The 13,114-nt window shown below is 68.8% G+C and carries 4 protein-coding genes; all 4 read right to left on the bottom strand.

The genetic code is table 11. The features are described 5' to 3' along the window. Positions 1 to 6,680, bottom strand: a 6,680-nt coding sequence (locus tag CWS72_RS14585) for a type I polyketide synthase (protein WP_146002759.1), incomplete at its 3' end; no start/stop codon positions are given. A gap of 5 nt (positions 6,681 to 6,685) precedes the next feature. After that, positions 6,686 to 8,140: a hypothetical protein gene (locus CWS72_RS14580; RefSeq protein ID WP_101251354.1), complete on the bottom strand. Its 1,455-nt coding sequence runs from the start codon at positions 8,138 to 8,140 to the stop codon at positions 6,686 to 6,688. A gap of 27 nt (positions 8,141 to 8,167) precedes the next feature. Next, positions 8,168 to 12,166, bottom strand: coding sequence for a hypothetical protein (locus CWS72_RS14575; RefSeq protein WP_146002758.1), 3,999 nt, complete (start codon positions 12,164 to 12,166; stop codon positions 8,168 to 8,170). Then, positions 12,163 to 13,113 (bottom strand): hypothetical protein, encoded by a 951-nt coding sequence (locus CWS72_RS14570; protein ID WP_101251352.1) that lies wholly within the window; start codon positions 13,111 to 13,113, stop codon positions 12,163 to 12,165. Before CWS72_RS14570 ends, CWS72_RS14575 begins: the two co-directional genes overlap by 4 nt. Position 13,114: the final 1 nt, after the last annotated feature.

Here is a 13,114-nt window from a genome sequence, read left to right as displayed (position 1 = left end):
GCTTCCGGCGGGGCGGGGTGGGGCAGGCAGCAGGACAGCACCAGGGCGATGGGATGCCGCGTTCCGCGCCGGACCAGTTCCAGGGCCGTCTCATAGGCGATCAGGCCGCCCAGGCTGTGGCCGTAAAGCAGAAAGGACTGATCGGCGCCAAGTTGGGCCAAGTGACCGTCCAGGGCCTCGGCGAGGGGGCCAACCAGGTCCGCCATGGCACGGGCCGGCGGTTCTCCCCGCCGGCTGTCCCGTCCCGGCAGGGCGACGGGGCAGACCGTGGCTTCGCCGGCCAGGGCCTCCGGCCAGCCGGGATAGGCCGCGGCCCCGGCTCCGGCGTAGGGGAAGGTATAGATCAGGGGGCGGGCGGCGGGCGTCACGGGAGCGGTCGGCAGCCAGGACTTCCACGCCGGGATCTCCACCGCCTGCGGGGTTTCCGGGGCCGCCGCGGCCTCGCCCCGGATCATTCCGTAGAGGTGCTCCGCCACCGCGCGGATGGTCGGGTAGTTGTAGGCCAGGGTGGGGGGTAGTTTCTCCCCGGCGACGGCCTCCAGGCGCAGGGCGAAGGCGATTGCCGTCAGGCTGTCCATGCCCATGAGGTTGAAGCGCTGGTCCAGATCCGGCTCCTCTGAGCCGGGCAGGAAGATGACCACTGCCAGTTCCCTTCGGATGAGGCCGATGAGGCGGTCCATGGCTTCGGCCGGGCCGGCTTGCCGCAGGGATTTGGCGATGGCCTCGCCACCAAGGGGCGCGGGGCCGTCGCCGGGCGTCGCCTCCATTACCCGGCCGAAGAAGGCCGGCGCAGTGGAGTAGTTGACGAATTGGCGGAAGGCTCGCCAGTCGATGTCCGCCACCACCGTCTGGGGCGCGCCCGAAGCGACCAGTTCCTCCAGCGCGTCCAAGGCCGCCGCCGGCGGCATGGGGCGCAGGCCCAGCCTGTTCAGAACCGCCATCTCACGCGGCTTGGCGCTCATGCCGACTTCCGCCCAGGGACCCCAGTCGATGCAGGTGGCGGGCAGACCCTGGCAATGGCGCAACCGCGCCAGTCCGTCCAGGAACAGGTTGGCGGCCGAGTAATGGCTGAGATCCACCGATCCCCACAGAGCCGAGACCGAGGAATAGAGAACGAACAGGTCCAGATCCTTGTCCCGGGTCGCCTCGTGCAAAGTCCAGGCGGCGGCCACCTTGATCCGCATCGTCTCGCTCAACCTCAGGACATCTTGTTCGGCGATGCGGCTGAACCAGTTGACGCCCGCGGCGTGGACGATACCCCGCAGGGGCGGGCCGTCCGCATCCAGCTTCCTCAAAAGATTCCGCAGCGCCTCCGGGTCGGCCACGTCCAGGGCATGGACGGTGACACGCGCGCCCCGGCTCTCCAGGCGTTTGACGGCGGCGATGCGATCCCGCGTCGTGGCGTCCAGGTCCGGATCCTCCCAGAGGTCTCGCGCCGGCAGGCCACGCCGTCCGGCCAGCACCAGGTGACGGGCGCCACGCTCCGCAAGACGCTCCGCGGTGGCGAGGCCAAGGCCGCCGAGGCCGCCGGTGATCAGATAGGTGCCTTCCTCTCGTAACGACAGGCGCACCGTTTCCTGCGCGGCGGTTACGCGGATCAGGCGCTGGGCCAGTAGTCGGCCGCCGCGCAATGCGGTGAAGCCCTCAGCGCGGCGCAGGGCCCCGGGCAGGTCCGGTGCCTGATCCGCGGCGGGCCGGGCCGGGTCCAGGTCCAGCAGGCCGCCGCGCATCTCCGGATGCTCCAGGAACAGGGTGGTGCCGAACCCCCAACTCGGCATCTGTCCGACGCGCGGCAATGTCGGGTCTCCCGACACCGTCTGCGCTCCCTGGGTCAGCAGCCACAGGCGGCCGCTCCGGGCGGTGTGCAGCAGGCCCTGCACCAGGGCGGTGAGCGCTCCCGGTCCGTGCGTCTCCTGATCCATGTCCAGGGTTCCGGCGACCAGGCCTTCAGGATCCGCCGCGTCCAGGCTGCCGGTCCAGACCACCCTCCAGTGCTGGGCGTCGGCCCGGGCAAAGTCGGTCATCACCAGGCCCAAGGCTCGGCCCATGGCGTTGCCGTCGAGGAAATCGGCGGGTGCCAGGCGCAGACAGCTCGCTTCTCCGGCGCCTTCCTTGCGGCGCCGTGGCGCCTTGCCGGGGGGCAGGTCCGGATGGGGCAGAAGGTGATAGGTGTCCAGGCCGCGTGCCGCCAAGTCGCGGCTCAAGGCCGCGCCCAGGCCGCGTCCGTCGCCGACGACGATCCAATGGGTATCGGCTTCCGGGCCGTCGTTCGTCGGCGTCCCCTGGTCGTCCCAGTCGATTCCGAAGCGGCCGGGGGGGGCCGCCGACGCCCTGGGAGTTGCACTCGGCGCCGCTCCGGCGGCGAGCGGAGCCACGGTGAACCAGTGACGCTTGCGTCGTAACGGATGGCCGGGCAGCGGCAATGGCGCGGGTGGCGCGTCGTCCACACCCAGGACCCCGGTCCAGTCGGGATTCGCTCCATCGGCATACAGCCGCCCGCACGTCTCAAGGATCGCGCGTGCGCCGTCGCCGCCGTCCGGCAGTCCCGGCAGAACAGTGGTCTTGTCGTCCATCGCCGGCAGGGCGAGGGCGCACAAGCCCCGTCCAGGGCCGATCTCGATGACGTGGCTGATCTCAATTTTTGCCAGGGTGTCGAGCGCCGCGCCGAAGGCCACGGGCCGGCGCAGGTGGTCGCGCCAGTAGGCCGCGTTCGGCGCATCCGTCATCAGAGCGCCCGTCAGGTCGGAGATCCAGGGAATTTCGGCCGCCGTCCAGTCAATCTCCGCCGCGGCCGCCTCGAAGGGGGACAAGACGGGATCCATCAGGGTGGTGTGGAATGCCTGCGGGGTGCGCAGGCGGCGCCACGCCAGGCCTTCCCGGCCGAGAATTCTCCCCGCCGCCTCGATCGCCGCCAGGGAGCCGCCCAGCACCGTGGAGGCGGGACCGTTGACCGCGGCGGTTTCGACCCCGTCGAGCGCGAAGTCCATCAGGTCCGCGGGCGTGGCGGCAACCGAGATCATGCCCCCCTGTTCCTTCACATGGGCGGCCATCAGCGCGGCGCGGCGGGTGACCAGCCGCAGGGCCGATTCCGCTGTCACCGCTCCGGCGCAGGTGGCGGCGGCGTAAGCGCCCAGGCTGTGGCCCAGCACCACGGCCGGACGGATCCCGAAGCCGCGCCACAGGGCGGCGAGCGCCAATTCAACCGCGCAGAGGGCCGGCTGCAGGAAGGCCAGGCTGTCGAGTTTCTCAGGATCGGTGAGGATTTCGCGCAAGCCCGGCGCTTTCGGGGCTGCCTCCGCGATGGTCGCCGCGCAGGATTCCAGGGCCGCCCGGAACAGAGGGAAGCGGTCGGCGAGGTCCAGGCCCATGCCGACGAATTGGGCTCCCTGGCCGCTGAACAGGAAGGCGACCTTGGGAACGCCGGAGATCGTCGCGGCGGCGGGCAGGCGGGACAATGCCCCGTCCAGTTCCGCCAGAGAGGACGCCGTGATCGCGGCGCGGCGGGGGAAGTGGCTGCGCCGGGCGCCCAGGGTATGGGCGACGGCGCGAAGCGCCGGTCGTTCGGTCGCCAGATGGCGGCGCAACTCGGCGGCAAGATCCGCCAGGGCTTCCGGATCGCGGGCCGACAGGGGAATGAGGTACGGTGCGCCGTCATTGTATGGTTCCGGTGCCGGGTCTCCCTGCTCGACCACCATGTGGGCAAGCGCGCCGCCGAAGCCAAACGAACTCAGCGCCGCCACTCTGGGCTTGCCATCTCCGCTCGGCCAGGGTTGTGCCTCCGTGGGGATGTCCAGGCGGGTCCCCTTGACCACCACCAGGGGATTGCATTCCTTGAAATGGATCTGCGGCGGTATCACGCCCCGGTTGAGCACCCCCACCACCCTGATCAGGCTGGCGATTCCGGCGGCGGCTTCCAGGTGGCCGGTGTTGGCCTTTACCGAAACCACGGAGCAATGGCCACCGGCGACCCGGCCATAGACCTGGGCGATGACTCCGAACTCCGCCGGATCGCCGGCTATGGTTCCAGTGCCGTGGGCTTCGATCAGGCCGACCTCGTGGGGCCGGGTGCCGGCATTCGCCAGGGCCGCTTCCAGCAATGCCTTCTGGGCTTCGGGGTTGGGGGCGGTGATGCCCGCGGAACGGCCGTCCTGGGCCAGCGCTCCGCCGCGGATCACCGCCCAGACCCGGTCGCCGTCGCGGCGGGCGTCCGACAGCTTCTTGAGCACCACGAAGCCGCATCCTTCCGAGCGTACGTAGCCGTCCGCGGCCAGGTCGAATACCTTGCACCGCCCGTCGCCGGACATCATGTGGAACTGGGACAGCGCGATGGTGGTGCCCGGCGACAGGATCAGGCTCACCCCTCCGGCCAAGGCGTGATCGCAGGCGCCCCGCCGCAGACTGTCCACCGCCAGTTGGACGGTGGTGAGGGAGGACGAGCAGGCCGTGTCCACGGCCATGCTGGGGCCGCGCAAGTCCAGGAGATACGAGATCCGGTTGGCGGCGATGCTGCCGGCGCTGCCGAGCCCCGACCAGGCATTGTATTGTTCGAGTCCGCCCCGCTGGCGGATCTGGAGGTGCATGTAGTCCTGGGTCGACAAACCGACGAAAACTCCGGTGGCCGAGCCGGCGAGGGTGTCGCGGCCCAGTCCCGCCTGCTCGAAGGCGCGCCAGCCGGTCTCCAGGGCCAAGCGCTGCTGCGGGTCCATCTCGGCCGCTTCCGGGGCGGAAATTCCGAAGAACCCGGCATCGAACAGGTCGATCCCATCAATGAAGCCGCCCCAGCGGGTGTTCATCTTGCCCGGCATGGCGGGCCGTGGGTCGTAGTAGGCGTCCACGTCCCAACGATCCGGCGGCACCTCGCGGATCAGGTCGCGGCCTTGCTCCAAGGCCTGCCAGAAACTTTCCGGATCGTCGGCACCCGGAAAGCGGCAGGCCATGCCGATCACCGCCACCGGTTCCGAACCGGTGACGGTGGCGACCGGCGACCTTCGCGGCGGACCGGCCGCCGTCTCAAGGCGTCCCTCGCGCAGCTCCTTCGCGGCCATGTGGCGGACCAGCTTGCCGCTGGTGGTTCGGGGAAGGGTCCCGGGGGTAAGGAACAGGACCCGGGTGTGGATACCGTCGCCGGCCGCCGAGACCGCCCGGGCCGCCGCCTGAGCCAGCGCGTCACGCTCCGCCGAGGAGCCCGCGCCTTGGTGCGGACGCCGTTCGATGAGCAGGGCCACGCCCTCCCCATCGGGGCCGGCAGCCGGCACCGCCGCCATGGTGGCGGCGGCGAGCCGCGGATCGGCGGCCCGGGCGGCGGCCTCCAGGTCCGTCGCATGCAGATTGGCGCCCCGGTGGATGATCACGTCCTTCAGGCGGCCGTGCGGGATCAGGCCGTCGGGGGTCAGGACGCCCTGGTCCCCGGTTCGCAGCCAGCGCCGTCCGTCGCGGTGGACGAAGGTCGCGGCGCTGGCCTCCGGATCGTCCAGGTATCCGCTGGCCAGGCTTTCTCCGGCCAGCCAGATTTCGCCCTCCCGGCCGGGGGGAAGTTCCGCGCCCCCGACCGGCTCGGCGACCCGCGCTTCGATGCCCGAGGGCAGGGGGTAGCGCAATGGTCCGCCGTTCCATTTGGAACCGGCGGCAAACAGGGAGATCTCGGCGAGGCCGTAGCAGGGCAGCGGAACGCCGGGGGCCAATCCCAGGGGAGCGCAAAGCCGGGTGAAGCGGCGCAGCAGATCCTCGCCCACGGGTTCGGCGCCCATGTAGAGGACCCGCAGGCGGGACAGGTCGGCCACGTCCGCGCGGGCGTCGGGGGAAAGGGTCTCCAGGGCGCGGGCGGCGCGGGCGAAGGCAAACGGCGGGGCGCCGCTGACACCGATCTTCCAGTGGTCCATGGCGCGCAGCCAGTCCAAAGGGTCGCCGGCGAACACCCCCGGATCGGCGAGCAGGCTCTGGCCGCCCAGATAGACGGGCTGCAACAGGTGGCCGACCAGCCCCATGTCGTGGTGCAAGGGGAGCCAGGACAGGGTGCGCAGGGGCCGCTCGGGATCGAATACCTTGGCGATGACTTCCAGATTGGCCAGCAGGGCACGGTGGCTGAGCATGACCCCGCGCGGAGCGGCGGTGCTGCCCGATGTGAATTGGACATAGGCCAAGTCGTCCGGGGCGGCGGGAGGGGAGGCAAAAGCCGTGCCGCCCGCCAGAAAAGTGCCGGCTTCGTGAGCGGCGGCGATGGCTTCGGCGAGAGCCGGACGGTCCGAGGCGGACTCCGAAAGGGCCTGGCGTCCTCCATCGGGCACCACCAGATGGCAGCGCCGGTCGAGGGACGTCAGCACCCCTTCCAGTCGGTCAAGGGCTCGCCGGTCCCGGCGGTGGCGCGGCAGCGGCAGCAGTGTCGCCGGTCGGCCCGCCAGGATGCTTCCAAAAACGCCGCAGACGGCCTCCGGTCCGGTGGGCAGCAGCAGGATCACAAGATCGTCCGCGCCGGTGGTGGCGGTCATCCAGGCCGCCGCCGCGCCAGACCGTCGTACCAGTTCGGCATAGCTGAGCCGGGTGGGAGCGGGATCGAAGGGGCTCGACAGGAAACAGAAGGCCGGGGCGTCCTCCAACTCGGCCCCTCGGGCCAAAAGCAGGTCGGACAGGGTGGATGGCCGAGGGTCGGATACCAGGCCTGCGTCGATGTAAGCGTTAGGCATCGGTGTCAGTCCTCTGCACCGCCTTTTGTGTCGGTCATCACCAGGGTGCTGCTCAGGATGCCGCCCTCGGAACGCGTACCGGTCAGGATAAAGGCGGTTGGCCCCGGATCCACCGCCATGGACCCTTCGTCCTTCTTGTCATCGGGGATCTTGTAGCCGCCCGGATCGATGGTCAGGTTGGTCAGATTGCGGGTGATCCAGTTCAGGGCCACCTTGCCGTCCTTGGGGGCGTCGGCGGCGAAATAGCGGATCTGCGGCTTGGATGTCTCGCCGCTGTTCAGGTAATAGGCGGTCTCCGCTCCACCCGGCTGGAAGAGATGGAGGGTGTTCATCTCTACGGTGTAGGAGGCTTGGATACCGCCCCAGCCGTGGGGATCGGTGTCGAAGGCCGGATCCGACAGGGTGCCGTCCTTGGCCTTGGTCAGATATTTGAAATAGAGCAGCCCGACCGGCCCGAGCTGGAAGATGCGGCGCGCGCTGGCCGGCGGCTCGAAGCCCTGGCCCTGCAGTTCATAGACCGTCTGGGCGGGAATCGCCGACAAGTTGCCTTGGGCGGCGGCAACGGCATCGGCACCCGGCGTGATGGTCCTGGGCTCGAGCGGCTCGGTGGGCACCGGGCGTGGCTGGCCCTGCGGCCCGGTCAGGTAGGCGTTGGCCGCGTAGAGCATGGACCAGACAAGGTCCACGGATTTGTTCACGGGTAATGGCGAAGGCTGCTGTTCCGTGGTTTTGAAGTAGCTGATGTAGGGTGCGCCCGGCGACAGGGTGACCGCTGTCTGCTCGTGCCTGCCGTCGTTGGTCTCGACGACCAGGGTGAAGGTGTTCTGGGCATTTTTCAGCAGACTGACCGCGTACTTGCCGGGGTAGGGCGGATCGCCGCTGACCTTGAACTCCTTGTAGCCGATGCCCGGCAATCCGTAGAGCGTCACTTTGGTGCCGCCGAAGGACTGCCAGCGCAGGAGGCTGTATTGGCCGAGGCCGACCGTATAGTCGGTCAGCCAGCCGATGACCTTCAGTTCCTGGGGGACCTTGCTGACACCGAGGCTGGTGCGGCCAGCGCCGCTGCCGATGTACTCGTCGATGCCCACCGTCGTCGCGCCGACGGTCGCGTTGATGGCGAGCTGGGAAAAGACCACGGTGATGGCGTGACCCGGCTGCAGGGTCACCTGCTGATCGGCGGGGCGGATGACATAGACGTTGCTGCCCGTGGTCTGCGGGCCCACCAGCAGCAGTCCCTCCGGGTTCTCGGCCGAGAACCCGGCGCTGTCGATCAGGGCGTTCGCCGGAGGTGATCCGGGTGGCATGGGGAAGGTGACCAGGATCTCGTCGGCCCGCATGCCCGGCTGCAGAGTCACGGGTGTCGTCTGCGACGGATTGGTGATGGTCAGCGTCAGGTCGGTCTGCAAGGCCACAAAGACGTTGGATGGCTGCAGGCTATAGGTGAGTTTCGTGTCGGACATGGGGCGGGCTCCGTTTCTGGACCGGATTTAAGTCGTGGACTTGAGTGCGTTCCTGAGCACCAGCCAGCCCTCGGACAACAGACGCGCCGAAGGCTCGAGGTTTGCCTTGGCGTCCTGGGCGGTGACGGAGGCCTCTGGCGCCCATCCGGTGATGTCGCTCCGCGCGGCGAAGGACCAGGCGCCCTGCACCTCCGCCGGCAGGGGCATCTGGACCTGCTGCGGATCGACCAGCAGTGGACCGACGCGGAAGGCGGCGACCATCTGGGACAGGGCTGTCGAGATCGGTCCCGCCGGCAGACCCTGGGTGCCCAACGGCTGCCAGCCGGAAACCACCGGCATGGCACCCCGCGGATCGACCAGCAGGGTCAGCAGGGCCTTGGTGCCGTCCGGCGGCAGGGTGAACTGGTGGTCGGTCACCACATAGCTGCCGCCCGGATCCAGCTTGAGCAGCGCCACCTCGGCCGGCGCGGCCGGCACCATGCCACGGAGGGATCCCCGGCGGCGGACGCCGGAGGCCAGTGCGCGGCGCAGCAGGCCGGTCTGCGGCCCGGCACCGTAGACGGCGTGGAAGCGATCGTAGGCGTCGTTGAGGAAATAGCCCATGATGCCGTTCGATATCAGGCCCGTGTCGCCGACGCGGACCGGCAAGGGGACCGACATCACCGGTGTCGGCCTTGGGTCGTAGCGGTCGCCCGGCCCGACGAAATAGGCACCGGTGTCGATCCAGGACTGGTTGTAGGCCGGATATCCGTCCAGGGTCGCGGTGATCCGGGCGCGCACGACCGCCAGCGTCGGGCCCAGGAGAGCCGCGTTGCCTTGGCCGCTGGGGCCCAGGTGGCCCAGGGGCCAAAGGGCGCTGTCGATATGGTCGAGCAGCGCATCCAGCACCCCGCCGCCCTTTACCATGCTCTGGGCCAGCAGCTCGATAATGAAGCTTTGCAGGTGCGCGTTGGCCAGGTGTGGTGGCGCGCCCAGCGGGGCATCCGAGCCCGGGGGCGCGTCCCAGCGCAGGCCGCTGTTGCCCGGCTTATGTTCCGAAGGGTCCAGATAGACCTTGATCACCGAGCCCTGAATGGCGCCCGCCGCGTCGTAAACCATCAGCGACGTGTCCAGGTGATTGGGGATCACGTAGCCGCAGATGGGGCTGGTCCTGTCGGACGAATTGCTGAAGACGCTGTCTGAGGCGGCGTCGAGGGTGTCGAAGTTCAGTCGCGCGGTCTGGGACAGGCGCGGGACGAGTTGCACATAGCTCTCGTTGCCGCCGCCCTTGGTAACCACCGTCTGGGCGCGGACCAGGTCGGGGATCGGAGCCATGGCGCCGAGCGCGGGGTCCTTGCCGCGCAGGATCTGGCCATAGACGTCGACGACCCACAGATCGATCACCTGCAAATGTCCGGCGCGCAACGGAAAAAAGGGTTCCGAATTGGTGTAGGTGGTGCCCGCCAGGGGACGGTAGTCGGTCGGTGCGTCGCCCAGGTACTTTTCCGTCTCGGGGCTGGCGTTGTTTTGGTTGGGGGCGATCATCCGCGTCAGAAGCTGCTGCGTCAGCCCGGCCATGGACTGGGTGAAGATATCGGCGCGTGCCAGCAGGCCCGACATTTCCTCCAGGGCCTTGCGGATGTTCTTGTCCAGCTTGTCGTAATCGGGGCTGTCCTGGAAATGGGCCAGACGCGCCGCGATGTCCTGGGCGGTGCGCGGGTTGAAGACCGCGCGGCCCTCGTGAATCAGCGGGGTGGCGGGCTTCGGGATGCCGGTGCCGGTCCATTCGAAATCGGTGGGGCCGAGCACCCAGTCGGTCAGTTCTCCTGACGGTTCCATGGAACTCGGATACCAGACCACGCGCCAGTCCATGAAGACCGGCGTCCACGGCTGGCCGGTGCGGTAGGAGACCGCCACCTTGGACGGCAATACTCCCACCAGGCCGCCAGCCTCGCCCGCCGCCTGGACGGCCATCCCGAAGACCCGAAGGCCGTCCCAGGGGGCCATCTGCTGCTGCCGGACGATTTCGGTCAGGGCGTCCATCTGTGCCTGTGAGGGGGCGATGCCGCGCCGGGCAAAATAGATCCTGGCCAGGTATGGGGCGGCTCCGGTATCCAGGAACATCAGTTCCATCCAAAGATCCTGCGCCTCCTTGGGAATCGGCTGGCCAACCGGCAGCGTCAGGGTTCCCGGGCCGTCACCGCCGGCCAAGAGGTCTTTCGCCGTGAGGGTGATCGGGTCGTCGTTGCCGCCGACGTCATAGCGGATGGTGATGCCGCTGACCGTCTGGCCGGTTCCGCGGCAATAGAGAAAATCGTCGTCGTCGTAAGCGCCGGGAGCGGCAAACTTGGTGTCGCCCTGGGCGCGGGCCACCATCAGGACCGGGTCGTTGGGACTGTAGGAGGCCGGTAGGCTGACCTGCTTGACCACATAGGCGTCGCCCAGCATCTGCCGGAGGGTCTCGAGCGCCGCGTCGACCGCCGACATCGCGCTGGCCTTCCGTTGCCGGCTGGCGGTGATGGCGGATTCGATGGCGGTGATGGCGGAGGCGATCTTGTTGGCGATGGACTGGGGCGCCGAGCGGGGCAGATGCATCTGCTTGTAGATCAGGCCAAACATCTCGGCCTGTTGGGAGACCAGATTCTCCTGCGTCTGTTCCAACTCGTCCTGGGCGGCGTTCAAGACGATCAGGGCCTGCGTCTGCACCGGATCGAGGGGGACGGTCATCTGGCCGGCGTTGTCGTTGTTGGCCTCGGTGACCTCGGGCAACACCACGATCCAATCCCGCTTGTTGCCGACGGCGGCGAACTCCGCGGCATGCAGTTTTGCCTCGGTGCCGGCGGGATCGGTGGCGAGATCCAGCAGGATGCCCTTCTGGAAGGCCTCGATGGCCTGTTCGATCACCGGGATGGTGGACGGGTCCCCGTGGTCGTATTCCACGGTCTTCTTGGCCAGCCAGGCCGCTATGGCTTCGGTCGCCGTATTGCCGGCGGCTACGTCGGGATAGCCGCTGCCGCCCCCCGGCGCGCCGGTGCCGTAGCTCTCGTCCGCTCCCTTCCAATCCACCTGGGCGACGAAACCCTGGCAGACCATCTGCCGGGGCAGGCCGGGCGGATCGATGGCAATTCCGTGGGCCTGCCACCAGGCGCCGTAGGCCTTGATGGCGTTGGCAAGCTGCGGGGGCAGGTTGACCTTGGCGGGATCGAAGTTGGAGCCGTCGAAGCCGTGACAGGCGGCCCAGTCCCTCCAGGTCTGCTGGAGTGCCGCGATGGCCTGGGCGTCCTCGCCCACCGACCAGCCGAAGAGTTTCGACAGGGCGGAGCGCCAGTCATCCGGGGTTTCCGTCGGCAGTTTCTGCGTCGGGTCGGTGGTGGGATCGGCATACCAGCCGAGCACCAGGAAGCTGTAGGTTCCCGCCGCGCCCTCCATGGGATCGTGGACGGAGAAGACGTTGCGCACGTTGTCGTAGCTCGCCGACCAGGTGAGGCAGCCCGGCGCGTTGGCGGACAGGAAGGGCTGCGCCGGGCCGGCGGAGCCTGTCCAGTCCGCCAACGCGGTGGCGCCGCCGATGCGCCGGGTCGTGGTGGACCGCGCCGGGTCCGGGTACTGGCTGACGGTGATTGGGATCACGCCGCCGGCATCGGTCAACAGATCGGACTGCAGCACCGTGCCGGAGAGGCTTGGCGTGCCGCCCGCGGCGTCGTAGAAGGCCCGCAGGACCAGCCAGCGGTTGGGCACCAGGGGAAACGTCACCCCGTTGCCGTCGCTGATGCCGTGACGCAGGGCATAGGGCAGGGTCCACAGCAGGTGGGCGCCGGTGGCCGGGGCGTCGGCGGCGGATTTCACGGTGAAAGGCGTCGGTTCGTCGTTGGGCAGGCCGGAGGCCAGGTTCTGGTAGTTGAAGGCCATTTGTGCCCAGGTGCTTCCGACGCGATCTGGTTTGCCCACCAGCAGGCAGTCGATGATCACCGGGACCAGGAGCCTTGGGCCAGGCCAGACAGGCGCCAAATCCACAGTATCCTGTTGGTTGGCCGGGGAGTCGGTCATCGTTCGTTCCCTTCGTCGCTGGGGCACGTCTTATCGGTGGAGACGCTGTAATCCTGGCGGCCCGCGGTGCGCAGGTACTGGAGGGCGAAGCCGCCGGAGGTGATCTTGCCACCATCGCCCAGCGCGCCGGACGGCATCGCGGCCTCGATGGAGGCAACCCCGGCAGCCACGTCGATCACTCCCGCCGGCTGGCCCTCTCCGGTTCGCAGTGGCACGGCGGCGGTCAGGAACTCGGAGCCTTGTTTGATCTGGACGCCGGCCGCGTATCCGCCGAAACCGAGACCGCGCAGGGACACCACGTACCGTCCTTGGTGCTTCGGGTCGTCGAGCAGGCCGAAATGCAGGCCCTCGCTGGGCTCGATCACCGCCACCGCATCCGGGACCTCGGCGAATATGGCGATCATCACGTCCTTGGAGAGGCGGTCCATCCGCAGGATGGTCACCGGGTTCCCGGCCTTGGTCGGCATCAACTCCAGGCCCGGCCAGGCCGCGACAACGACGGAACGGAACAACAACCCGGCCAGGGGGGTACCCAGCGTGCCGTTCTCGGGGAGCGGCTTGTCGCGCAGATTGGGACGCAAGGACAGTTGGGCCGCTTCCACTTCCTCGTAGATCCTTTGGAACATGGCCTCGGTGAAAATGGCGTCCGCGGTTGTCAGCATGCCGACGCTGAGCGCTCCGTCCACCAGACGGTCGGTCCAGTTGCGGTCGATATAGAAGAACCGCAGGGACTCCTTGGGCAACATGGACGGTTCCGGCACCAGATAATCGAAGGGCACGCCGTAGAGCAGGGTCAGTTGCGCCAACCATTGCAGCATGGCCTGCGATACCTGCGGATCGGGCGCGTCGGCCGCCTTGAGCCCGGCGCTGACCATGCCGGTGGCGTCGCGGGAACGCCAGGACCGGCCGGCCGCCGGGTCGAACGGGGAGGGGGCGGAGTCGGTCATG

It is taken from the genome of Telmatospirillum siberiense (assembly GCF_002845745.1).
Taxonomy (GTDB): domain Bacteria; phylum Pseudomonadota; class Alphaproteobacteria; order Rhodospirillales; family Magnetospirillaceae; genus Telmatospirillum; species Telmatospirillum siberiense.
The sequence above is the reverse complement of the archived record's forward strand: the minus strand, read 5'-3'. Positions and strand labels throughout refer to the sequence as shown.